The sequence below is a fragment of the Hymenobacter sp. BT491 genome (assembly GCF_014349165.1).
Classification (GTDB): Bacteria; Bacteroidota; Bacteroidia; order Cytophagales; family Hymenobacteraceae; genus Hymenobacter; species Hymenobacter jejuensis.
The window spans coordinates 1067093-1090946 of record NZ_JACSJJ010000003.1 but is presented as its reverse complement, the minus strand read 5'-3'; the positions used below and the strand labels follow the sequence as shown (position 1 = coordinate 1090946).

Sequence of the window (23854 nt, the reverse complement as noted above, 5' to 3'; positions counted from 1 at the left end):
CTAGGCATTATTATAAAAGGCAATAAACCAATTACTTACTTTATCACCTGTGCTTCGGTGATTCGGGCTTGGCCCCAGGGGGCGATGCTGATGTGCACGAGCATGGGGTGGCGGGTGGCTTGCTTTTCGAGTTGCTTGCCAACGCCCTCTGGTACATAATATTTCTCTAGGCCATAGCGCAGGCGCAGGCCGCGCCGCCAGTTATCAGCCATCCAGCCGCGCAAGACTACTTGCTCGGCAGGCACGGCAGGCTCTTTCGCAACTACCCGCACGGCTTCATACGCCTCCCCGACCGGCCGCAACACAACATACACCGGCGTGCCTCGGCGGGGCCTAGTAGGTTCGCTCCAGAGGTTGAGGGGGAGTTGGCTGATGGTATAGTTCAGCACCAAATGATCGCCGTACATCAAGTCACGCGGATCGACGGGCGTGGTGCGCAAGGTAATGGTGCGGCCGTAGGCCATAGTGGCATAGCCAGCGCCAGCAACGGCCACAATGAACAGGACTTGCGCCAGAAGCGTCAGCAACAGCCAGCGTTGGCGATGAGGAAGCGGTTGCGGTTCGGGCATGAGTAAATGCTTGATTTACTGATTCTTATCTGTGGGAAATGCTTGGGCGTTGCGACGACGCAAATACCAGCTCAGCCCTAGCAACAGTACGCCCCCAATCAGGAAAAACAACGATTTATCCATAAACTCCCAGGTCAGCTTGAAGTAAGCAACCATGGTGGTCAGGATGAACAGGGCGGTTCCGAGGGTAACGCGTTCCTCGTTTTGCTCGCGGTGCGCCCGCCACAGCATCGAACCGGTATAAGCATAGAGCACCACCAAGGCCGCTACTGCCAGCGGCAACCCACCCGGTAGATAAAATCCCGGCAGTAGCAACAGCCAGTCGGTAGCACTTTCGAGCCGGCCGCGGGCGCGTTTGCCCGCCAACGAAATCAACAAGACTACCACTAAGGCCGCTAAATATGCCAGCAGCGGTGGCCGGAGCAGATTGGTATAGCTGCCCGCTTCTCCGTACAGGGCCAACCCCAGCATAAATAGAAACGCTGCCGCCAGTGGCGGACCCTGCATGGCCCGGCCCGCAGGGCGGTCAGATTGCCAGTCACCGAAGGCATAGATCAGCATGGCCGGCACGAAAAACCAGGTGATTTTGATGTGTAAGAAGTTAATTAGTAAGCCCGTCTGCCAGAGCAAGCCCGCCGCAAAAACGCCGCCTAGCAGCGAATCGGGGTGGCGCCACCAGTAATACCCTAGCCCCAGGGCCGTAAGACCGGCCGTGGCGTAGCTGAAAGCCCCCAGCGCGCCAGTGTTGTAGCCCTGCACGATGCCGCCGATGCACACGGTCAGCACGAACAGAAAGCGGCTACCGTACAGATACGTCAGTGCTGTGCCGGCAACGGCCCACGCCACCAGGCCCGTCACGTCGTAGCCGATGAGCTGGTACATCTGGCTGGTCAGGATAATGGCCGCGCCAAACAATAGCAGTCCCAGCCCTACCAACCCGATGCCCACTGAATGGTTGCCGCGCCGCAGGAAATATTCGCCTGTACTATAAGCCGCTAGCAACGCGCTGATTAGCAGCGTCATACGAACAAACTCCGGAAGGCCCTGCCAATTGGCAGCCACCAAGCTTAGGGCGCTCAGTCCCACCAGCAGGCTGCCCAGCAAAGGCAGCAAGCCGATGGCCTTCGCATCCGGCGGGTACAGCTTCAGCAATTGCTGCTGCTGCTCGGCGCTGATGATGCCCTGCTCCACCCATTTGGGGCTTTCGGTTTCGAGAAAATTACGACTCATAGCTTCTGCAACTTACGCAGAATGCGGCAGGGCGATGGGCCACAACGCCCGCAAGCTGGTTGGCATCGGGTGCCTGTTTCCTCATGCTTCCGTAGCCACCGGCCGGCCGCTATTCGACCATTCGCTCCAAGAGCCTACGTATAATTTGGGCACTTCGAAGCCCGCGTGCGCCATCGCCAGCAGCGTATGGCACGCCGTAACGCCTGAGCCGCAATGCACAATGACGTCGGTCGGCTGGCGGTCGGCGAGCGCTTGGTCATATTGGGCCTTAAGCAGCGCCGGCGATAAGAAGAAGCCTTCGGCATCGAGGTTGCTGCTGAACGGGATATTCACAGCCCCCGGAATGTGCCCGGCGATCAGGTCGATGGGCTCTTGCTCACCGCGATAACGAAAGGCATCGCGCACGTCAATCACCAGTTCGCTTTCGTGCTGCACGGCGCGTTCTACATCTTGCACAGTTGCGGTTGGCAAGCTCCAAGTATGCTGCGGATAAGGCGCGCCACCGGGCCGCTTGGGCGCGGTCGCGCTGGTCGGGAAACCGACTGCCAGAGCCGCGTTCAGGCCGCCATCCAGCACTTGCACGGCGCGGTGGCCCAAGGCCGAAAGCATCCACCAGAAGCGGGCCGCGGCGTTAGCGCCACTTTTGTCGTCGTACACAACCACATGGGAAGCAGGCGTGATACCAAGCTGGCCCAGCAACTCGCTGAAAGCCTGGGCACTAGGCAGCGGGTGGCGTCCGCCATCGGCCGGGTTAGCGGTTTTGTGCGCCAGCTCCTGCTCCAGATCCACCCAAAAGGCGCCTGACAAATGCTGTGCTTCGTACCGCGCCTGTGCGTCGGCACCCGCTCGTGCGTCGATCAGCACCAGCTCAGGGGCATCCTTGAGTTTAACCAACTCCTGCGGACGAATGATTGGGGCGAAATGCTCGGCTTCTTTTTCAGAATTGCTCATATTGTGTATTTGTAATGCATTGGTTATGTGATATTTATGAGATAGGCTCTGCCGACTTTCGGGCTCGCGTCATCTCGCGCTTGCCGGGCGGGCCGGGCAGCTTTTCAATCAGCCAGCCTGCTGCTTTCAGGCTGCGCCGGAAGCTGCCTTTGGCGCAGTAGCTGGTAAGCAGTGCGCCGGGAGCCGCTGCTGCATACAGTTGCTCAAACACGGCTTCGGTCCACATATCGGGCTGTTTTTCGGGCGCAAAGGCGTCAAAATAAATAACATCATAAGAAACCGCTGGCAAAGCAAAATCCTGGAGCGCGGCGTGCAGCTTGCGTACCGTAAAATGCGGCGTGAGTGCCACGGCTTCGTTCCAGGGTGCGGCGTGCAGCTGCTCATGAAACTCTAGCAATTCCGGATTAAGCACGTAGCGCTCAATGCCTAAGCTGCGGATGATAGTCGGCGGCAGCGGATATTTTTCCAGCGTATCGTACGCAATAGGCTGGGCGGCTGTGAGGCTGCGCTGAAGTGTCAGCAGGGCATTCAGGCCCGTGCCAAAGCCGATTTCCAGCACCCGCACCGGGCCGGTTGTCGCGGCCAGCGCCGGTTCGAGCGCGGCACCTAAGTACACGTGCAATGCCTCCTGCACCGCGCCGTGCGTAGAATGATAATGCTCATCCAGCGCGTGCACGTACAGCGTACTCGACCCATCTTCCGTTACCCTAACTTCTACCTGCATTGCTCCGCTAGTTGTATTTTTTCGTTAGTACCCGTAAAGTCCATTTGCAACTGCTTTCCGAAACTACTTCCCCGGCAACCGATACCGCACGCCATGGCCCGCATAAAAGTAAATCTGCCCGCTAAGTTTTCCTTTGCCGTCCAGATTCCCATTCGCATCACCGATCTCAACTACGGCGCGCACCTCGGCAACGATGCCTTGCTGAGCATTCTGCACGAAGCCCGCGTGCAGTTTTTGCAACATTGCGGGCTGGTCGAGTTCGACCCCACCACGCATTCCGGCTTTATCATGTCGGATGTGGCGGTCGAATACAAAGGCGAAGGCTTCCACGGCGACGTGCTCCAGATTGAGATGGCAGCTACCGACCTGCATCCGTACGGCTTTGATGTGGTGTATTGGGTGAAAAATCAACTCGACCGCGAAATCGCGCGGGCCAAAACCGGCATGCTGCGCTTCGACTACACCGTCCGAAAACTACAGCACCTCACCCCGGAGGTGCTAGCGCATCTTCAGGCGATGCATCAGTAGCAGAGAAGATTGCGGGAGTTGGTAACGCGTACATATTCAACTACTTACATCGGCATGAAAAGTCTGCGTTGGTTGCTGTTCTGTTTGCTGGCTTCTTGCTCGGTTTCCAATCAGGAAGAAGCCGAGGAGCAGCAATCTGCGGCTACCGATACCGTGGCTTGGGCCGAACGGCCTGAGCTTCCGAAAGAGCGGGTAATCAAGAAGATAACCCGCACGCACTTTTTCTCCAATCGGATTTCGCCCGACTTGTTTCGCCTGCAACTCGTCGGCGATTCGGTGTTGTCGGGCACGTTTCATCTGTCCATCGTGTCGGCGGCCGGTACCCGACTCTGGGACGACGAATTTCCTGCGGCGGCTTTCCTCGATGATAAGCTATCGGCGGCCGCCGCCGACCCGCCGACCGTGGCACAGCGCGAAGCATATGTTCTGCGCCGGATGAGCAAAGTATTTGATAAACAGCATTTTAAAGATCCGGGCGTTCGGAAGCACGATACCTTTGAGCCTGGCCTCGACAGCAACGAAGCCGTCTGGCTGGAAGTCCAGAGCCAGCATCTGATCAGCTTCACATATTGCCAGTATGCCGAGGTGTGCAAAACCATTGCCTACATACCCCAGCGGCGCAAAGTGATGCTATTTGAAGCGTGCTGCGAATAATACGATAGGTGTGCTTTCTTTCCCAATCGGTTGGCAGCCAGAGCGTAGCGCAGGACGGCAGCGGGTGAAAGTGAAGCGAGCCGGCGAGCGGCTTACTCACTGGCCGGCCTTGCCGAAAATAGGCGTTCTGGTACTTTTCAGGAACCCAACCGCCTGCTACTTTGTATCTTTGCGGTTATGATAGCCCTGCCCGTAGTCACCAAGCGCGACATTCGCAAACTCACCCTCGACGAGCTCAAAGCCTTTATGGTAGAGCACGGCGAAAAACCCTTCCGCGCCAAACAGGTGATGGAGTGGCTGTGGAAAAATACTGCTTCGTCGTTTGAAGATATGAACAATATCTCACTGACTACCAGGGAGTTGCTGGCGCAGTATTTTGCCATCAACGGCGTGAAGGTGCAAAACCAGCAGCTCAGCAACGACGGCACCATCAAGTCGGCTTTCCGGTTGTTCGACGGAAACATTGTGGAAGGCGTACTCATCCCGCACGACACCCGCATGACGGCCTGCATCTCGTCGCAGGTGGGCTGCTCGCTGACGTGTAAGTTTTGCGCTACCGGCTACATGGAACGCAAGCGCAACCTTGACGCGGCCGAGATCTACGATCAGGTGGTGCGCATTAAGGAACAGTGTGAGTCTCAGTACGGTACGCCCCTTACCAACATCGTGTACATGGGCATGGGCGAGCCGCTGCTCAACTATGCCAACGTGGTAAAAAGCGTGGAGCGCATTACCGCCCCCGATGGCCTGAACATGGCTCCGCGCCGCATCACCATCAGCACAGCCGGCATCGCCAAGATGATCAAGAAGCTGGCTGACGACGACGTGAAGGCCAACCTAGCGCTCTCGTTGCACGCGCCCAACGACACGAAGCGCAACGAGATCATGCCCATCAACGAGGCCAACTCCTTGGCGTCGCTGAAGGAAGCGTTGCAGTATTACCACAAGCTTACGGGCCGCAAAGTCACCTACGAATACATTGTGTTTGAGAACTTTAACGACACCTTGCAGGATGCCGAGGAGTTGTTCCAGATCACGAAATGGCTGCCCTGCAAAGTCAACCTGATCGAGTACAACCCCATCGAAAACGCCGATTACCGCAACACCGGCGAAGACAAACTGCTCACTTTTATGAAGTATCTCGCCGACCGCGGCGTGCAAACCAACCTGCGTCGTTCGCGCGGCAAAGACATTGACGCGGCTTGCGGACAGTTGGCAGTAAAAGAAAATCCCGTAGAGGCTTGATTACCAAGCGGTTGTAGAGATCTCAATAAAACAGAAAGCCCCGGCTACTTTTCAGTAGCCGGGGCTTTTGCTGTGCGGTAATCAGTCGCTAAAACCTACTATTCGACCTTACCAAACCGGTAAGCGACTTCCAAATAAGCCGGGTAAATTCCGCCAACTCCGGTGCCGTACACAATGCCCAAGCTGCCACTCAGGCGCGAAGCCGCTACCCGTACGCCGGCCAGTCCGCCAAAGCCGCCGTCAAAAATATACGTTTCGTTGAGCAGCGAAAGGCGACGGGCCACGCGGGTGGCACCCCCCACCAAGATCACCGGGCTGCTCTCAATATCGCCTTCAGCGAACAGGTAGCCGACGCCCAGCGTAGCGTTGCTGTCGGCGGTGCCGTAGGTGCCCACGCCGTAGGCAATGCCGCCGGAGCCCCCGAAGCCGCTGGCAAACAAGACGCCCGCCGCGGCCTTCACCTTATCGGTAACAGAAAAGCCCACCTTGGGCGTCAGGGCAAAAACATTCAGGCCTACTCCCGGCACCACGGGTACCAGCGCCCCGATGCTAATGTTGTCGGTGATGCCGTAGTTGGCCCCCAGAAAAATGATGTCGATATCCTGCACGTAGCCTTCGCCCTTGCGCAACGAGCGGGCCGTAGGGGCGAAAAAAATGCGCGTACCGTTGCCAACGGGCTCCCAGCCTTTGCCGGCCTGCCCAGATGTCAGCGGCTGCATGCTCTTGATGTTGGCCTTCTGTACCGTAACCCGCCCCAGATCCTTGGTCTGAAAATCGAGTTCTGTAAGCCGCCTCGTGATTAGCATGCCGATAAAGGAAGTGCCTGTATACAGCTCCACTGAATACGTTTGGCCAAGTGAATCAGCCAAGGTAACGCCTTGATTCAAAGCTGTTTGCTTTGTGTTCAGAAGCTGCTGGCGCTCGGCGATGCTGGCGCGGACGGCCTGAAACTCGGCGGCGGTAAATGGCCGCTGCTTGGTGCTGCCGTCGCGGAAGCTCGCCTGCAATGTGATGGTGCTATCGGGCGTGAGGCTTTGCACGAAGCGCGCTTCCCGAAAGTCGTTGGCCCCATAGTATGGAAACAGCCCGTACGTAGCCTTTTCCTTAGCATCGATGGTTTCGCCTACCACCGGGCTGACTACTAAGACTTTGACAGGGTTGCTGCTAACTGCCGGCTGCCTTTGGGCGACAGAAACCACCGACACAGAAAGAAAGCCTAGGAGCAGAGTAACTGCATACAGGAAGTGCATCTTATTGGTATATAGCTCGTTGCCATTGCGGGGTTGCCATGGCTTAACCGCTTGTTAGACCAAGGATAAAGCTATATAGAATAAGCTGTATTTACAGACTCATTTTTAGCCGCGCCACCGACCCGTGGCGCGCGGTCGGCCAGTCGAGAGCTCTTCTTTGGTTTCGCCTTCGGGTACTTCGCGGGTTTGAATGCGGACGGCGTGTGCTTTGGGCTGCACTTTCTGGCCGAAGGCGTCGGCAAACTCCTGGGTAAACTCGGCCCCGAAAAAGATGATGAGCGACGAGTAGTTGACCCACAGCAACAGCAGAATTGCCGATCCGGCGGCTCCAAAGGCCGATCCTGGGTTGGAATACGCGATGTAGGCGGCAATCAGATACTTACCGATGATAAACAGCACGGCCGTAATGAAAGCCCCAATGCCCACGTCGCGCCACCGGATGACGGCGTCGGGCAGGAACCGGTAGATCAGCGCAAAGAGCAGGGACGTAACGCTCAAGGACAGAATGAAATCCACCGCCCGGATCACGATCACTCCAATTTCGGGAAACCATTGTTCGAGCTTGCCCGTGAAGGCGCTAAGCACCGCGCTTACCACAAAGGAAATCAGCAGCAGCAGGGCCACGCTCAGAATGAGGCCGAAGGAGAGCAGGCGGTCTTTTACGAAGGCCCAGAGGCCGTTGCGGGGCTTTGCTTTCAGGTTCCAGATGTCGTTGATGCTTTCCTGAAGCGTGACGAAAAACGTGGTAGCCGCAAAAATCAGCGTGGCCACGCCGATAGCGCCTGCCAAGCCACCCTTCTGCTGCTTGGTAAACTGAGCGATGGAATCTTGCAGGAACTTGGCCGTATCGGATCCAACAAACCCTTTGAGCTGTCCGTAAATGCTGCCCGTGACCGCTTCTTGCCCATAAACCGCACTGGCTGTGGTAATTACGATGAGCAGCAGCGGCGGCAGCGAAAAAACCGTGTAATACGACAGAGCCGCCGCGTGACGGAACGAGTTATTGGCCATGAATTCACCGGCCGACGACTTCAGAATGGTCCAAATATTAGAAAGCGAATAGTGCGAGGCCATAGCCGAAGGAAATCAGGTGTGGAAGTGTACTTGCCAAATAGTACGGCGAGGTTGCGGCTCACGTTCCGAATGCGTACTATCACTGAGCAATTTGCCCGGGTTAGTGTGGCGCTTGCCAGCAAGCCCCAACTGCCCACCAGGAGCCCGCCTACCTCAGTTTTCACCTCACCATTTCTCGCGTCGTCATGCCACACTTTTTATTTTCGCTCCGCCCGCTGAGTGCGGTTTGCCTGCTTGTGTTCGCCGTAGCGTGCGAGGCCCCGAAAAAGGATAAAGCCGCAACCGCTGCTCCTGACAACAGCGCGTATCCGGCGGCCGAAGGTTTCAATAAGGCCGGTTCCGATGCCAAAGCCATTGCCATCGCCGACCGCGTGATGGAGAAAATGGGCGGCTACCCAAACTGGCAGAAAGCGCACTTTCTGGGGTGGAGCTTTTTCGGCGGGCAATACCAGATCTGGGACAAATACACCGGCGATTTTCACTGGCAGAAAGACGACCTAGTAGCCAACTACAACCTCAACAAAAAAACGGGCCACGCCTACAAAGCTGGGCAGGATATCTCGAATACCGAAGAAGGCAAACAACTGCTGGACAAGATGTACCCTACGTGGGTCAACAATTCGTGGTGGCTCGTGATGCCCTTTAAGCTGAAGGATTCGGGTGTGACGCTCAAATACAAAGGCCCCGCCAAAACGCGGCAAGGCGCCGACGCCGACATGCTGGAAATGACCTTTCAGAACGTGGGCGTCACGCCCGACAACCGCTACGAGGTGCTCGTAAACAAAGCGACCGGCCTCGTGGATGAGTGGGCATATTTTCCGAAAGCTACCGATGCCAAACCCGCTTTTCGGCGCCGCTGGAGCGACTACAGCCGCCACGATGGCATCATGCTCGCCGCCGACCGCAGCGACTCCACCAAAACTACCCGCCTCGACGACATCGCCGCCGTTCAGACCCTGCCCGCAGGCATCATGACTAGCCCGACGCCCGTTACGAAGATTAAATAGAAAAAGGCAGCTATATAAATAATTGACAATCAATTACTTATATAGCTGCCAACGCAACGTTTCTACCGGCGCTTCGCGCAGCGCGGCGGCAAGCTCTTCGTCGTCGCGGAATTGCAACTGCCGCAATGTGCGCGCTTCAATACTGACCTCCACCTGCTTGGCTGCAAATGGCCACGGCGTTACCTGCACCCGCGTGGGGTCGTGGGGTGCGACTACTTCGTAACGCTGGCCGTCGGGGCCCTTGCTGATTTCCAGCGTGCGGCCCATATCGGGTATCTCCTGCCGACACAGAATCAGTGAGAGACGGTCGCACCATTGCATAAGGTCGTAGGCTTGTTGGGCGTCGTTCTTGTTGACTTTCAGGTTTTTACGCCATAGCTTTTGCTGGCTGAGTTGCTCATCCAGAAACGCATCGATTTCCTTTTGCTTGCCCCGCAGGCTTTCGTAGAGGAAGCTCATGTGCATGCTGGTAAGCAAGCTGCGCCACTGCCCCTGAAACCGCGCCGCCCGCATCACACCTGTGGCCTGCTCCAACGAAAACTCCTTGAGCGTAAAATTAGCCGGCGCCCCAGCCGGCGTCAGACCGTAGTGCCCGTCCCAGCGCTGCTGTTCGTCGTCGTGTTGGGCCACGGCCGCAATCAGACCCACCCAGCGGTCGGTGGGCCCAAAAGGGTGCCAATGCCACGCCAACTGCGCCGCCAACAGCGCATGCGACTGCTGGTAAATAATTCGCCAGCCGTCGGCAGTGTAGTTCACAATCATCGGGGTGCGAGCGTTGGGTTCCCGCAGAAGTACGCGAAGGTTACGCGGAGGTTTGCGGAGCAGAGCTACCAGCACGCCCCATCTGCTTTGACTGGGCGTATGCTTGTGACTCTGCTCCGCTATAAAGTCACAGAGGATCCGGAAGATGTTATCCGATGCAGGATTTGCTTAGCCCAATGGGCCTTTACCTGTATCTCCACTCCACCAGCGAGAAATATTCCGGGAGTGAAAAATGGATTGCTGAACCGCGTAATAAGTATCGGCTCAGGGGCTCGGACTACGACAAACTGTTTATATGGAATGCGAACAAGAGAACTGGAAATCATTGTTTTGCGGATAACCAGATCTTCTACATCGAAGCCAAATTCCAGTAGGTCATTATAACTCCATACTCCGATTCGGGCCGAGGCGGTATGCATTGGTCGCATGTTCTGCATGCTACCGTATTGATTGTGCAACTGGCTCCAGCCCGGCTGAAAAGGGTTCGGAAATCGGAATCCGCCATTGAGGCGGATTATAAGTCTTGCAAACTTGAAAAAAAGGTACAGTACCCCTATCTGCGCTAGCAATCGCAGAATCATCATAAAGACACTGCTAATGCTAACTAATAACATGTGTGGCAGAATGTTAAAAGATCCTCTTTATAGTATTGCTGCCACCGGCTGGTGCAAATGCAACAGCATGTCGTCGGTCATCTTATCCAAGTTGTACTGTGGCTGCCAACCCCAATCGCGCTCGGCTTGCGAGTCGTCGATGCTTTTGGGCCAAGAGTCGGCAATCTGCTGGCGCGAATCGGGCCGGTACGTGACCTCAAAATCGGGGAAATGCCGCTGAATCGAAGCCGTGATTTCGGCCGGCGAAAAGCTCATCGCGCCCAAGTTATACGACGAGCGCACCTTAATCTGATCGGCCGGAGCGTGCATCAGATCGATGGTCGCTTTGAGGGCGTCGGGCATGTACATCATCGGCAGGTACGTGTCTTCCTTCAGGAAGCATTCATACGACTGGCCCGCGATGGCTTTGTGGTAAATGTCTACGGCATAGTCGGTTGTGCCTCCGCCGGGCAACGACTTGTAGCCAATCAGGCCGGGATAGCGCAGTGAGCGCACGTCGAGGCCGTACTTTTTGTGGTACCACTCGCACCACTGTTCACCAGCCAGTTTGCTGATGCCATACACCGTGTTAGGATTCATGATGGTCAGCTGCGGCGTGTGGTCGCGAGGCGTATCAGGACCGAACACGGCGATGGAGCTGGGCCAGTACACCTGCGCCACCTTGTACTCCACAGCGGCATCGAGCACGTTGAGGAGGCCGTCCATGTTGAGCTTCCACCCAAACTTCGGGTCCTTTTCGGCCGTGGCCGACAGCAGCGCCGCAAGGTGATAAATCTGTTTCGGGCGGTACTGTTGCACCAAGGCGTAGAGGCGGTCGCGGTCGAGTACGTCGAGCAGCTCAAACGGGCCTTCCTGCTGAAGCTCAGCTTGTTTGGGCGGGCGTACATCGGCGGCAATCACGTTGGCAGGGCCATAGAGCTGGCGTAGTTCGTGGGTGAGTTCGAAGCCAAGCTGGCCGCAAGCGCCAATGACAAGCACGGTGCCGGTTGTGTCGCTGGGGGTGGTTTGCATATGGGTAAAGCAAAGTTGGGTGGTGACGAGGGCTACAAAGATACCGGGTAGGGGTGATTATCTTTGGCGCAACTCAACAAAGGAACTACGGAAGCGGCGGGCCGGCGGTCCGGTTATGTGCAATTTCCGTGCTTATCGTGTATGCGTCAGGTTGTGCTTGTACTCGCAATGCTTCTGTGGCCAATCGTACCCGGCTGGGGGCAAGTTCGGCCTCCCGGAAAGTATCGCAACCTTGTGCTGGAAGGCGGAGGCATTCGCGGCATCGCGTATGGCGGGGCGCTGCAAGAGCTTGAGCAACAAGGGGTTTTGGCGGAGATTCAGCGGGTGGGCGGCACTTCGGCAGGCGCAATTCAGGCGGCATTGCTGGCCGTAGGCTATTCGCCCCAGGAGATTATCGAGATCATCGATCGCACACCGGTGCAGCGCCTCAACGATGGCCGCCTGATCTTTTTTGGCGGCAGCACGCGCCTACTCAAACAATATGGCTGGTACCGCGGCGATCAGTTTACGAAGTACATGAGCGAGCTGGTGGGGCGCCGCACCGGCAACGCCAACCTGACACTGGGCCAACTCCACGAACGCGCCCAGCAGGGCCAAGCCCGCGACCTCTACGTGACCGGCACCAACCTTACCACCCAGCGCACGCAGGTGTTTAGCTACGAAACTAGCCCCAACCTGCGCGTCGCCGATGCCGTCCGGATTTCCATGAGCATTCCGCTGTATTTTCGGGCGGTGCTGCTGGATGAAGCCAGCAACGTGATAGTGAAACCGAAGAAAGATCAGAAAGTCAATGTGTTAGTAGATGGTGGCTTGCTGGCAAACTACCCAATCTGGCTGTTTGACGATGTCAGGTATTTACTTGATAGTCAAAGTGTTATAAATAATGCTTCTAAACCATTTTCCAACCCCGAAACGCTGGGCCTGCGCTTAGATCGGGCGGAGCAGATTGCCTACGATACACTACGCAACGGGCGGCAGCAATTAGCGCCGTACGATATTCAGAACTTCGGCAGCTACGTGGGCGCGCTCTACACCCTGGCCATTGAAAACCTGAATCCTGCCCAACCCACCGATTGGAAACGAACGATAAGCATCAGCACATTAGGGTTCAACCCCAAAATCAAACGTGTTTCCGCGCAGCAAAAACAGGCGCTCATGGCTAGCGGCCGTGAAGGAGTGCGCGCATTTATGACGCGCCGAGGTTTATAGCGTAAGAGTGGCAAGGAGCCGGCGCCAAATGCCAGCATTCCCGCCGATCCCGTAGCTTTGGTTATTCCCACGGCCCTGCCGAAAGCCCGATTCAGAATCCATTATTCAGCATTTCAAGAAGATGTACACCACCCTCCAGCCCGACCTCGAAAAACAACTGGCCGAAATCAAAGAAAACGGCCTGTTTAAGAAAGAACGCATCATCACGTCGCCTCAGGGCGCCGAAATCGAAACCGACGAAGCCGGCGAGGTGCTGAATTTCTGCGCCAATAATTACTTGGGCTTATCCTCTCATCCTGAGGTAATTAAAGCGGCCAAGGAAGCCATCGATACGCACGGCTACGGCATGTCGTCGGTGCGCTTCATCTGCGGCACCCAGGACATACATAAGGAGCTGGAGCGCAAGCTGGCCGAGTTTCTGGGCACCGAGGATACCATTCTGTACGCGGCGGCTTTCGATGCCAACGGTGGCGTATTTGAGCCGCTGTTCAACGAGCAAGATGCCATCATTTCCGACGCGCTCAACCACGCCAGCATCATCGACGGCGTGCGTTTGTGCAAAGCCCAGCGCTACCGCTACGCCCACAACGACATGGCGGACCTGGAAAAGCAGCTCCAGGATGCCGTAGCCAAAGGCACGCGCCATCGCATCGTCGTGACCGATGGTTCATTTTCCATGGACGGTACGATTGCCCAACTCGACAAAATCTGTGATCTAGCCGAACAGTACGAGGCGCTGGTCATGATTGATGAGTGCCACTCGATGGGCTTTCTGGGCAAAACCGGCCGTGGCACCCACGAGTACCGCAACGTAATGGGCCGCGTCGATATCATCACGGGCACCTTGGGCAAAGCCCTCGGCGGCGCGATGGGCGGCTTCACTTCGGGCCGCAAGGAAATCATCGAGATGTTGCGCCAGCGCTCGCGTCCGTATCTGTTTTCCAACACGTTAGCACCCGCCATTGTGGGGGCCAGCATCCGCGTGCTCGACCTGCTCACGGAAAGTACCGAACTCCGCGACCGCTTGGAAGAAAATACGAAGTACTTCCGCCAGCAGATGACCGAAGCCGGTTTCGACATCAAGCCGGGCGAGCACCCCATCGTGCCGGTGATGTTGTACGACGCGAAACTCAGCCAGGAATTTGCGGCGAAAATGCTGGAGAAAGGCATCTACGTGATCGGGTTCTATTTCCCGGTAGTGCCTAAGGGGCAGGCTCGTATCCGCGTGCAAATGTCGGCGGCCCATACCCGCGCCCATCTGGACAAGGCCATTCAGGCGTTCATCGAAGTAGGCAAGGAACTAGGGACGCTCAAAGACCGCTCATCTGCCCAGCCCGAAGCGGGTCAAGTGGTGACGAACACGCCATAAAAAGCGAGTTTATAGTGCAACTCCCCTCCTTGAAAAAAGGAGGGGAGTTTTCTAGCCTAGTTCTGCTTATGGATTTAAGCTGCCACTTCCGTAGCCGCCGAAGAGGTGGCGGCGCCTTTTGGCTGCATATCGAACAAGAACTCGTTGAGCCGGGCCCGCAAGTCCGCCGATGACAAGTTGCGGAATACTTCGCCGCCACGTACCAGCGAAATTTGGCCGGTTTCTTCGCTTACCACAAGTACCACGCTATCAGTTACTTCTGTAAGGCCGATGGCGGCGCGGTGCCGTAGGCCCATTGAAGCGGGCACGTCGGGGTTTTCGCTGACGGGCAGAATGCAGCGCGCCGCTTTGATGCGGTTGCTGGCGATGATGACCGCGCCGTCGTGCAAGGGACTGGTTTTATTGAAAATGCTCATGAGCAGGCGTTTGCTCACGGTGGCATCAATCAAATCGCCGGATTCGGCGTAGAATTTCAGCTCCGACGACATCGTAAAGGCGATGAGTGCGCCGGTGTTTTTGCCCGCCAAGCTTTTGGCGGCCTCCACAAACGGCGTCACGCTCATGCGCTCGGAGGGCGTATCGCGGCGCCACGGAAACACCCGCACCCGGTCGAAGGCCGTAACCTTACCAATGTTGAGCAGGAAGCGGCGAATTTCCTGCTGAAACAGGATGATGCCGGCCAACACTCCTACGCTCATAAATTGGCCTAAGATGCTGGTTAAGAGTTCCATGCCGGCCGCTTTCACCACCAGATAGAACAGGTAAATGGACATGAAGCCCAGGAAAATCTTCAGCGCAACGCTTCCCGTCAGCAGCTTATACAGCTGATAAAATAGCACCGTGACGAGCAGCACGTCTGCCACGTCAATCCAGCCAATGCGCAGGAAGCCGATGGAGAAGGAGCCGATCACGAGGAAGAGGGACTGAAAGTGTTGGAAACAAGCCGGATAGTTTGCACCGCTTCGGCTACATCATGTACGCGCAACAAGCGGGCCCCGTTGAGCAAGGCCATGGTATTGACGGCGATGGTACCCGTCAGGGCTGCATCCGGCGCCAGCCCTAAAGGCTTGTATACCATCGATTTGCGCGAAAGTCCGGCCAGAATGGGCCAGCCCAGCACTTGCAACTCATCGAGGCGCCGCAAAATTTCGTGGCCCTGAGTTGGCGTTTTGGCAAAGCCAAAGCCGGGGTCGAGTACCACGTCGGTGATGCCGGCTCGGTGCAGGGCAGTGATTTTGTCGCGGAAGTAACGCACGAGCTCCGTAACGATGTCGCCTTCGTACTTCGTGTGTTGCGTCATGGTTTGGGGCGTGCCGCGCATGTGCATGAGCACATACGGCACCCTTAGGCGGCCCACCGTCTCAAACATATCGGCATCCAGTTCGCCACCACCGATGTCGTTGATGATGTCGGCACCTGCCGCTACTGTTTCGGCAGCCACGCCAGCCCGGAAGGTATCAATGGAGAGGAATGCTTCCGGAAACGTTTGCCGCACTGCAGCCACAGCGGGCAGCAAGCGGCGCTTTTCTTCCGCTTCGGAGATGTGCTCGGCGCCGGGGCGCGACGAGTAGCCGCCCAAGTCCAGCACGGCGGCACCCGCCGCGAGCATCACTTCGGCGCGGCGCAGCAACTCGGCCGTATCGGTGCCCAAGCGGCTATCGGCGTAGAAGGAGTCGGGGGTAAGATTGAGGATGCCCATCACCTGCGGCCGGCGCAAATCCAGCACGCGGCCACCGGGGCAAAGCAGCGTTTGCCTCGGAGAAAAACACGTATCTTTCGCGGCCTGGGTTACCATGGGAGTTGGGGGCTTAAGGACTCGGGAACCTGGTTTTTCCACCCTGAAACAGCCCTGCTGACGCAAGCCAAATGAAGGAGCAACAGGCTGCTCTAGCAGCGCCAATTCCCTACGTTCCCACGTTTCTAAGTCCTCAACAAAGTAGGCTGAAAATTTTGAGTAACCAAACCCAGCACGAGTACAACCGGGTTATCCAGCACTGCCGGACGCTGTTTCTGGCCAAAACCCACGACTACGGCACGGCCTGGCGCATCATGCGGCTGCCCTCGGTCACCGACCAGATTTACATCAAAGCCCAGCGCATTCGCTCCATTCAGGAGAAAGGCACGCAGCTCGTCGCCGACGGGATCAACGAAGAGTTTGTGGCCATCATTAATTACTGTGTTATCGCATTGATGCAGAGTAGGTTAGCTGCGGATGCTCCGCATGATCTTCCTGCCGACGAAGTGGCCGCTGCCTACGACCGTGAGATCGAGGAAAACCGCCAGCTACTCTTTGCCAAAAACCACGATTACGGCGAAGCTTGGCGGCAAATGCGCGTGGAGAGCATCACCGACATCATCCTGATGAAGCTGCACCGCACCAAGCAAATCGAAGACCTGGCCGGCCAGACCTACGTATCGGAAGGCGTGGAAGCCAATTACCGCGATATGCTCAATTACGCCGTATTTGCCCTGATTAAGCGAGGCCTTGCCAACGAGCCCGTGGCCGCGCAACCCGATTCAGAATCAGCTGTTTAAGGCACTATGAAACTCGTTACCCGTATCTGCTGGGCGCTGCTTGGCATCTTGTTTATCTTTTCGGGGCTAATCAAGCTCAACGATCCCGTCGGGACGGCCCTGAAGCTGGAAGAATACTTCGAAGTATTTGCCACCGATTTTGGGAGTTTCTTTCTGTATTTCAAGGGAATAGCCCGTACGCTTTCCATTGTACTAAGCTCTCTGGAAGTGATATTGGGCGTAGCGCTGCTGCTGCGCTGGCACCTGCGCAAAACGCTCTGGACGCTGCTGGCGCTGCTCATCTTCTTCACCTTCCTGACGTTCTACTCCGCGGCATTCAACAAAGTAACCGACTGCGGTTGCTTCGGCGATTTTATCAAGCTCAACCCTTGGACGTCTTTCGCTAAAGATCTGTTTCTGTTGGGGTTATGGGGTGTGGTATTCACCAATCAACGCTACCTGCGGCGGGTATTTGCCAAAGGCCAACTGGGCGTGATGTACATCACGGTGGCGGCAGCCGTAGCCATTGGCATCGGGGTGTACGCGCTGGGGCACTTGCCGTACTTCGACTTCCTGCCTTACAAAGTCGGTAATGACATTGGCAAGCTCATGAAGCCCTCAGAACCACTGCGTTACAAATACATCATGGAGCGTAACGGCACGAGCCAAGAGTTTACCCAATACCCCACGGATACTACCTGGAAGTTCAAACAGATGGTGCCGCTCAATCCCAACGCCGGGCCCAAAATCACCGATTTCAAGGTCTGGAACGACGAGGGCGACTACACGCAGCAACTCCTGCAAGGCAACAAGCTGGTACTCATTATCCAGAACACCGACAAGGCTGATCGCGACCGTTTCACGCAGATTAACAGCCTGTTGCAGTCGGCCGATTCGTCGCAAAAGAAGATTATGCCGTTGGTCATTACGAGCACTAGCCCGGCCGAATTCGATGCATTTCGGCACGAGGTAAACCTGTCGGCACCTTTCTATTACGCCGACGCAACGGTGCTCAAATCCATGATCCGTTCCAATCCCGGCTTTATTCTGCTCAAAGACGGCGTGGTGAAGGGCAAGTTTCATTACCACGACATCCCAACCCGCGCCACCATCGAGGAATTGCTATAAAGGCACGTTTCCCACGCCGGCACCTAGTCGGCATGCCGGACTACGGAGAGGCTTAAAGTGCTGTACCTTGATTCTGGAGCGGCAGCAAGCTGTTTCTAACTTCCAATGATTCAATTCGTTCTGCGCCGTTTGTTGCAAGGCCTGCTCATTTTGGTGGGCGTTGCGCTCACGGTTTTCTTTCTGTTCAACGTGCTGCCAGGCGACCCGGTGGCGCTGCTCGCCGGGCAGCGCAGCGATCTGGCCACCCGTGCCGCCATCGCCGCCGATCTGGGACTCGATCAGCCGGTACCACTGCAACTCGTTGGCTATCTGAATGATGTGTCGCCGCTGGGTGTGCACGGTCGCGACTCGGCTAGTGTGGCCAAATACGGCGGCATCGCCCTGCTGCCCTTGGGGCAAAAGGCACTGGTGCTCAAAAAGCCCTACCTGCGCCGCTCGTTTCAGACGAACAAAGACGTGCTCAGCATCCTCTCCGATCATTTCACCGGCACGCTGTGGCTGGCCTTGGCGGCGATGCTGCTGGCGGCGGTATTTGGCATTTTGTTTGGCATCGTGGCGGCGCTGCGCCCGCATTCGTGGCTCGACAGAAGCTTGATAACTATCTCAGTATTAGGTATTTCGGTGCCTTCTTTTGTGGCGGGTATTCTCATTGCCATCACGTTCGGCTTTTACTGGAGCTCCTGGACCGGTCTGAACCTGACGGGGCAGCTCTACGAAACCGACCCGTTTACGGGCACCCATTTGGTCCTGCGCAACCTGCTGTTGCCGGCTTTCGCGCTGGGCATCCGGCCGCTGGCCATCATTACCCAGCTCACCCGCAGCTCCATGCTCGACGTGATGAGCCAAGATTACATTCGCACGGCGCGGGCCAAGGGATTATCTGGGTATGATACGGTGATGGGGCACGCGCTCAAAAACGCGCTCAATCCGGTTATCACTGCTGTTTCGGGCTGGCTGGCTTCGCTGATGGCAGGGGCATTTTTCATCGAGTATATTTTCAACTGGAAAGGCCTGGGCACCGTGACGCTGCGGGCCGTGGAAACCTTGGATTTCCCGGTGGTGATGGGAGCCACCATCTTCATCGCCTTCCTGTTTGTGGTCATCAACATTGCGGTCGATGTGCTGTACGCCGTGCTCGACCCGCGGGTAAAGCTGTCCTAGATAGTTATTGTTTTTATATAAGTATTTGATATATAGCTATTTATAAATTATGTCGGAATTACTTTATAGGCTTTTGTAAACCGTACTTCAGCTTCCTCAATTTCTCAATCAGCTCGAATGCGTCTTTATCTCATTGGCATGCCCGGAGCCGGCAAAACCACTCTGGGTCGGGCCTTGGCTACGGCTTATCAGGTGCCATTTTTCGATCTGGATACCGAGATTGTGCGCCGCGAACGGCGTAGCATTACCGATATTTTTGCCGCTGAGGGTGAGGCGTATTTTCGGGAGCAGGAAGCGGCCATGTTGCGAGAGGTGGTGCAGGCCCAACCGGAAATGGTGCTGGCTACCGGCGGCGGTACGCCCTGCTTTCACCAAAACCTTGACATTCTGCTCTCTACCGGGCTTACTCTGTATCTGGAAGTGCCCCTTGACGAGCTGGTGCAACGACTACAGCGCTCCGCCGCCAACCGGCCGCTGTTGGCGCAACTCTCCGACCCGGCTGCGCTGGCTGTGCGCATGCACGAAACCTTCGCGACCCGGCAACAGTTTTACGAGCGCGCGCCGCTGCGCACGCCACCGACCAATTCGGTTGAGGCCGTGCGCCGGCTGATAGATCGCTACCAAACTACCAGTTAGGCTGATTGCCTACAGTTTGGTGCGTGATTTGCGCGCTGCTGCGTACTTTTGCTCCTTGAATCTGACGCCTGTTCATATGAATTCTGCTCCCGTACCCGACGTAAAACCCACGCCGGCCAAAACGCCCGATGCAATAAAACCCAAGCACAAAGGGTCGGCCCGGTTGTTTGAAAACCCTATGCTTGAGCGCTTGTCGCACACGCATATCGCCCTGCCTGTGGGTATTTTTCTGATCACGGCCGTCGTGAGCCTGTATTATGGCCTGACCCGTGGCTTGGTGACGGGGCTTTCGGCTTTCGGCCTGTTTCTGGTAGGGTGGTTTTTGTTCACGTTCGTCGAGTACTTGGTGCACCGCTACGTGTACCACATTCCGGCTACATCGCCCGGCCGGGCCAAGTTTCAATACACCATGCACGGCGTGCACCACGAGTACCCCAAAGACAAGACGCGCCTAGCCATGCCGCCCATCATCACGGTGTTTGTGGCGTCGCTGTTGTTCTTTATTTTCCGCTTCACGTTTGGCAATGCTTCTTTCGGCATTCTGGCGGGCTTCGTGTTTGGCTACGCGCTGTATCTGTTTGTGCACTACGCTATTCACGTGTATGCGCCGCCGAAGAACTTTTTGAAAGTATGGTGGCATCACCATGCGCAGCACCACTATCGGCAAGATGAGATTGCCTTCGGTGTGTCGTCTACGCTTTGGGACCATATCATCGGCACCATGCCTGATCGCGTCGCCAAGAAGTAAACGACCTTATTTCCTATCAAACACAAAGCCCGACCTGTTGCAGGTCGGGCTTTGTGTTTGATGGGCCTGATAAGCGCAGGCTCAGCGCAGCATATGGAAAAGGCAGGAGCGCAGGCTAGCGACGCATTTTGCCCACGATCCACCACAGCAGCAGAACCACCAGGAAAATGCCAACGACGGCCGTCCAGGCGCCAGCTTTGAAAATATCAGCAATGGCCGCGCAGCTGCTCATGGAAAACGTCAGCAGCAACAGGCAAAAAAACAGAGGTAAACGGAAGGTTTTCATGGTGAGGTCGGCATGAGATGGGAGAGAGAAACGCCGCCAAGCAGCGCCATTGCTTGTTGATACTTGCCTAATTGAAAAAAGGTTGGCTTTGTGGGTCTCAGGTCAGGCGCCCCCTAAACGCGGCGTTCTGTAGACTGCGCTTGTGCGGCGTCGGGCCGGAAGCTGCGTATAGGTAACTTTTGCTCGACTCATGATTATTCGGGACAAGAATAACTGGCTGCGGTTGCTGTTTGTGTGGCAAGGTTCGGTGCTGCCCCAGATTCTGCCGCGGCTGGTGGTATTGGTGCTGTTGTCGGTGGGTGTGGTATATGCCCACGACAACCTGCTGAGCTACAAAGTCCCGCTGAATGCGGCGCCATTTACATTGTTTGGGGTTACGCTGGCCATCTTTTTGGGCTTTTACAACAACGCCAGCTACGACCGTTTCTGGGAAGGCCGTAAGCTGTGGGGTGCTTTGCTAAACACCACGCGCTCGCTGGCACGCCAAGCCCTTACCATGAACAGCCACTCAGTTGATGCCCAACGGACCGCGTATTTCGTGCGGTTGCTGATCGCGTTTACGTACGCGCTCAAACACCAACTTCGGCGTACCGATGCCGCTCCGGATCTGGTGCGGCTGCTGCCGGCAGCAGTGGCGCAGACCGTGCAAAAGGGTACTTACAAACCCATGTTGCTGCTGCTGGAAATGGGGCGCTGGGTGCAGCAAAGCAAAGAGGCGGCGCAGCTCGACACGACTACGCAACTGGCTTTCGACCACAACTTCAACCAACTTTCCGACATCGTGGGTGGCTGCGAGCGCCTGGCCGGCACCCCGATTCCGTACACCTACAGCGTGATGCTGCACCGCACGGTGTACCTCTACTGCTTTCTGCTGCCGTTCGGACTCGTCGATAGCATTGGCTGGATGACGCCGCTGATTGTGGCTTTCATCGGCTACACGTTTATGGCTCTCGATGCCATCGTGCGCGAGTTGGAAGCGCCTTTTGGGCTGGAACCCAACGATTTGGCGCTGAACACTATGAGCCATATGATCGAATCTACGTTGCTGGAAATGATCGGCGAACCGGTGCCCGAAGCGCCCCCGCGCCGCAGCCGCTACCTTCTCGATTAGGGGGCGACACAAGCCGTGTGATGTTTCTGTTTCAACATGGTTCTTGTTAAGTAGTTGATAGTCAATAAATTATAGTATATGAAAAACTGGCCATACCAGCTCAGCACGTCAAAAGTCAATTTTTGCCGCTAATTGGTAATAATTCGATAACTAGTAGCACTGTACAAGCCAAGTACTTTTAGGCAAACGCAATTCGTGTATGAGTACTGAACCAGATGAAAGGGCATTGCTTCAGGCCGTAGCGGCAGGCAATCGGGTGGCTTTCACGTGTTTGTACAGCGCCCACCTGAACGATTTGTTTCGCTACGCTACTTTGTTTGTCGGCTCGACGGAAGAAGCCGAAGAGATAATCCAGGAGGTTTTTGTGCGCATCTGGGACCGGCGCGAGACGTTGCCGCACTTGGCTTCCTTCAAAGCGTATGCCTATCAGGTGGCCAAAAACTTGGTAGTCGATTACTGGCGCCAGCAAAAAAGACAGGCCACGGCCCACAAACGGTTGCAGGCGTTCACAACCGCCCCGGAATTTGCCGATGCCGCCCTGATTTACCAGCAAGATTACCAGATGGCGCAGCAGGCCATTGCACAACTGCCCCTCAAGCGCAAGCAGATTTTTTTGATGCGGACGCAGGAGGAGCTTTCGCTGGATGAGATTGCCCAGCAGCTTTCCATTTCGAAGTCCGTAGTCAAAAAGCAATTGTACGCCGCCACCGCCTTCGTAAAAGCCTACCTGCACCAGCACAGCGACTTGTCTGTCGGCGCCTTGTGCGTACTAACGCTGCTGGAAACGGTGAATCTGAACTAAGCCTTTATTTATAAATAACTGTACGTAAATCAGTTATAAATAAATTAATTTTCAGAGGGGTCCTTTCCCGCGGCGAGTGCGTCATAGGCGCGAACTCCCCGTTATGACACCCTCCGAGCGCCGCCTGTTTCTGGAAAAATTCGCTGCCGAACAGCACACGGCGGCCGAGCACTGGGCGTTTGTGCAGTGGCTCCGGCAGGCATCGGACCAGGAAATGACGGCGGCGCTGGAAGACTACGAGCGGCTGTACAGTCCGAAGCGCCCGGCCGCGCCGACGCCGCAGCTGATGGCCAAAATCGAAGCCCGGCTCGACCAGTCTGCGCCCCGTGCTGCCGCTTCGTTGCCCGTAACAAGGCCGCTCTGGCCGCGGATTTTTGCAGCCGCAGCCGCCGTTGTAGCGGTTTTGGTGTTGCTGGGAGGTGATTTTCTCATCCGAACCAAGCCGTTTAAGGCGGTGCCGCTGGTGTATTTGCACAAGCGCGTGCCGGCGGGCCACACCGATTCGCTCACCCTGGCCGATGGCAGCGTCGTGGTGCTCAACGAGCGCAGCACGTTTACGTATCCGGCGCAGTTTGCGGCCCACCGCCGCGATGTGTACCTCGAAGGCGAAGCCTATTTTCGGGTTACTAAGAACCCCAGGCGGCCCTTCGTGATCCATAGCGGCTCGTTGCAAACGCGCGTGGTGGGCACCAGCTTCAACGTGTACGCTTACCCGCGGGCCGCGCGGCAGGAGGTGACGGTACTGACCGGCAAAGTAGTAGTTTCGCATCCTTTTGATAGCCAAAAGGTTAACTTGCTGCCTGCGCAACACGCCGTCTTCGATCGGGCCAGCCGATCCCTGCGTGCTGCCGTCGTAGGCAATCCGGCCCTGAGCCTGGCTTGGCGCCGGGGGCAGCTGCGGTTTGAAGACGCCCCTTTGGATGAAGTGCTCGACAAGCTCTCGATTCGCTACGGCGTGGCGATTCGGGCGCGGGCGCCGCGGCTGCACCGATGCCGCGTCACCGTACGCTTCGGCACGGAGTCGGTGGCGGAAGTGGTGCAGGTGCTGGCCGCCCTCACGCACAGCCGCCCCCGCACCGATTCGCAACACACCATCTGGCTCGAAGGTCCTGGTAGTTCTTGAAATCTGCTGTACTGCAGATACTTAGCTTATCAATAATCCGGTGGCGCCCACTTGTCGGGCGCTCATTTAGTACCTGAAAGAAGTCGGACGCGCACCGGCGTACCCGGTCGCTCAGGCTTCACCGCATCCGCCTAACCCACTCATCCTC

At 56.6% G+C, this 23854-nt stretch carries 25 protein-coding genes; 14 read left to right on the top strand and 11 right to left on the bottom strand.

The annotated features are described in order from the left end of the window. Nucleotides 1–35: 35 nt before the first annotated feature. The 4 genes from H9I52_RS16220 to mnmD form a co-directional block, all read right to left on the bottom strand. Entirely contained in the window at nt 36–569 is a 534-nt protein-coding gene (locus H9I52_RS16220) for a GDYXXLXY domain-containing protein (RefSeq protein WP_187454696.1), read from the bottom strand. 15 nt (nt 570–584) lie between these two features. After that, nucleotides 585–1799, bottom strand: a complete 1215-nt coding sequence (locus tag H9I52_RS16215) for a DUF2157 domain-containing protein (RefSeq protein ID WP_187454695.1) — start codon at nt 1797–1799, stop codon at nt 585–587. 81 nt (nt 1800–1880) lie between these two features. Continuing rightward, the gene (locus H9I52_RS16210; protein WP_187454694.1) at nt 1881–2750 is read right to left on the bottom strand and encodes a sulfurtransferase; all 870 of its coding nucleotides are present in this window, start codon (nt 2748–2750) and stop codon (nt 1881–1883) included. 34 nt (nt 2751–2784) lie between these two features. Further along, on the bottom strand, nt 2785–3474 hold the full coding sequence (gene mnmD / locus H9I52_RS16205; protein ID WP_187454693.1) for a tRNA (5-methylaminomethyl-2-thiouridine)(34)-methyltransferase MnmD: 690 nt from the start codon (nt 3472–3474) through the stop codon (nt 2785–2787). 93 nt (nt 3475–3567) lie between these two features. On the opposite strand from mnmD, the gene H9I52_RS16200 reads away from it, so the two are divergent. The 3 genes from H9I52_RS16200 to rlmN all read left to right on the top strand — a co-directional run bounded on the left by H9I52_RS16200 (nt 3568) and on the right by rlmN (nt 5901). Further along, nucleotides 3568–4002: a thioesterase family protein gene (locus H9I52_RS16200; RefSeq protein ID WP_187454692.1), complete on the top strand. Its 435-nt coding sequence runs from the start codon at nt 3568–3570 to the stop codon at nt 4000–4002. Nucleotides 4003–4056: 54 nt separating this feature from the next. Further along, nucleotides 4057–4656: a hypothetical protein gene (locus H9I52_RS16195; protein ID WP_187454691.1), complete on the top strand. Its 600-nt coding sequence runs from the start codon at nt 4057–4059 to the stop codon at nt 4654–4656. Nucleotides 4657–4833: 177 nt separating this feature from the next. Beyond that, on the top strand, nt 4834–5901 hold the full coding sequence (rlmN, locus tag H9I52_RS16190) for a 23S rRNA (adenine(2503)-C(2))-methyltransferase RlmN (RefSeq protein ID WP_187454690.1): 1068 nt from the start codon (nt 4834–4836) through the stop codon (nt 5899–5901). Between the two features lie 98 nt (nt 5902–5999). Here the strand turns inward: rlmN and H9I52_RS16185 are convergent, their stop codons facing one another. Both H9I52_RS16185 and H9I52_RS16180 read right to left on the bottom strand, forming a co-directional pair. Continuing rightward, nucleotides 6000–7151, bottom strand: coding sequence for a hypothetical protein (locus tag H9I52_RS16185; RefSeq protein WP_187454689.1), 1152 nt, complete (start codon nt 7149–7151; stop codon nt 6000–6002). Nucleotides 7152–7256: 105 nt separating this feature from the next. Beyond that, nucleotides 7257–8225, bottom strand: a complete 969-nt coding sequence (locus tag H9I52_RS16180; protein ID WP_187454688.1) for a YihY/virulence factor BrkB family protein — start codon at nt 8223–8225, stop codon at nt 7257–7259. A 185-nt stretch (nt 8226–8410) separates the two neighbouring features. On the opposite strand from H9I52_RS16180, the gene H9I52_RS16175 reads away from it, so the two are divergent. Then, entirely contained in the window at nt 8411–9232 is an 822-nt protein-coding gene (locus tag H9I52_RS16175; protein WP_187454687.1) for a hypothetical protein, read from the top strand. Nucleotides 9233–9265: 33 nt separating this feature from the next. On the opposite strand, the gene H9I52_RS16170 is transcribed toward H9I52_RS16175, so the two are convergent. Next, nucleotides 9266–9988: a DUF3891 family protein gene (locus H9I52_RS16170; RefSeq protein WP_222940520.1), complete on the bottom strand. Its 723-nt coding sequence runs from the start codon at nt 9986–9988 to the stop codon at nt 9266–9268. Nucleotides 9989–10635: 647 nt separating this feature from the next. Next, on the bottom strand, nt 10636–11619 hold the full coding sequence (locus tag H9I52_RS16165; RefSeq protein ID WP_187454685.1) for an NAD-dependent epimerase/dehydratase family protein: 984 nt from the start codon (nt 11617–11619) through the stop codon (nt 10636–10638). A 141-nt stretch (nt 11620–11760) separates the two neighbouring features. Here H9I52_RS16165 and H9I52_RS16160 point away from each other — a divergent pair, with 141 nt between their 5' ends. Together H9I52_RS16160 and kbl are read left to right on the top strand one after the other, a co-directional pair. Beyond that, nucleotides 11761–12828, top strand: a complete 1068-nt coding sequence (locus H9I52_RS16160; RefSeq protein WP_410403031.1) for a patatin-like phospholipase family protein — start codon at nt 11761–11763, stop codon at nt 12826–12828. Between the two features lie 121 nt (nt 12829–12949). After that, entirely contained in the window at nt 12950–14197 is a 1248-nt protein-coding gene (gene kbl / locus H9I52_RS16155; RefSeq protein ID WP_187454683.1) for a glycine C-acetyltransferase, read from the top strand. 74 nt (nt 14198–14271) lie between these two features. On the opposite strand, the gene cdaA is transcribed toward kbl, so the two are convergent. Together cdaA and folP are read right to left on the bottom strand one after the other, a co-directional pair. Further along, a complete protein-coding gene (cdaA, locus tag H9I52_RS16150; RefSeq protein ID WP_187454682.1) occupies nt 14272–15108 on the bottom strand; it encodes a diadenylate cyclase CdaA in 837 nt (278 codons plus the stop codon). Further along, entirely contained in the window at nt 15105–15992 is an 888-nt protein-coding gene (gene folP, locus H9I52_RS16145) for a dihydropteroate synthase (protein ID WP_187454681.1), read from the bottom strand. Before folP ends, cdaA begins: the two co-directional genes overlap by 4 nt. A gap of 155 nt (nt 15993–16147) precedes the next feature. On the opposite strand from folP, the gene H9I52_RS16140 reads away from it, so the two are divergent. From H9I52_RS16140 to H9I52_RS16120, 5 genes are all read left to right on the top strand, one after another. Then, complete coding sequence (locus H9I52_RS16140; RefSeq protein WP_139515585.1) at nt 16148–16732, top strand: DUF1599 domain-containing protein; 585 nt, start codon at nt 16148–16150, stop codon at nt 16730–16732. A 6-nt stretch (nt 16733–16738) separates the two neighbouring features. Further along, nucleotides 16739–17839, top strand: a complete 1101-nt coding sequence (locus H9I52_RS16135; protein ID WP_187454680.1) for a BT_3928 family protein — start codon at nt 16739–16741, stop codon at nt 17837–17839. Nucleotides 17840–17944: 105 nt separating this feature from the next. After that, nucleotides 17945–19000 (top strand): ABC transporter permease, encoded by a 1056-nt coding sequence (locus tag H9I52_RS16130; protein WP_139515587.1) that lies wholly within the window; start codon nt 17945–17947, stop codon nt 18998–19000. A 117-nt stretch (nt 19001–19117) separates the two neighbouring features. Further along, nucleotides 19118–19636 carry a shikimate kinase gene (locus H9I52_RS16125; protein ID WP_187454679.1) on the top strand — a complete coding sequence of 173 codons (519 nt, stop codon included), beginning with the start codon at nt 19118–19120 and terminating at the stop codon, nt 19634–19636. A 76-nt stretch (nt 19637–19712) separates the two neighbouring features. Continuing rightward, nucleotides 19713–20384, top strand: a complete 672-nt coding sequence (locus H9I52_RS16120) for a sterol desaturase family protein (RefSeq protein WP_187454678.1) — start codon at nt 19713–19715, stop codon at nt 20382–20384. A gap of 115 nt (nt 20385–20499) precedes the next feature. Here the strand turns inward: H9I52_RS16120 and H9I52_RS16115 are convergent, their stop codons facing one another. Then, on the bottom strand, nt 20500–20670 hold the full coding sequence (locus H9I52_RS16115) for a hypothetical protein (RefSeq protein WP_187454677.1): 171 nt from the start codon (nt 20668–20670) through the stop codon (nt 20500–20502). 190 nt (nt 20671–20860) lie between these two features. Between H9I52_RS16115 and H9I52_RS16110 the strand changes: the two genes are divergently transcribed. The 3 genes from H9I52_RS16110 to H9I52_RS16100 all read left to right on the top strand — a co-directional run bounded on the left by H9I52_RS16110 (nt 20861) and on the right by H9I52_RS16100 (nt 23706). Then, on the top strand, nt 20861–21781 hold the full coding sequence (locus tag H9I52_RS16110) for a bestrophin family protein (protein ID WP_187454676.1): 921 nt from the start codon (nt 20861–20863) through the stop codon (nt 21779–21781). A 199-nt stretch (nt 21782–21980) separates the two neighbouring features. Continuing rightward, nucleotides 21981–22583: an RNA polymerase sigma factor gene (locus tag H9I52_RS16105; protein ID WP_187454675.1), complete on the top strand. Its 603-nt coding sequence runs from the start codon at nt 21981–21983 to the stop codon at nt 22581–22583. 103 nt (nt 22584–22686) lie between these two features. Further along, nucleotides 22687–23706, top strand: coding sequence for a FecR family protein (locus tag H9I52_RS16100; RefSeq protein WP_187454674.1), 1020 nt, complete (start codon nt 22687–22689; stop codon nt 23704–23706). Nucleotides 23707–23854: the final 148 nt, after the last annotated feature.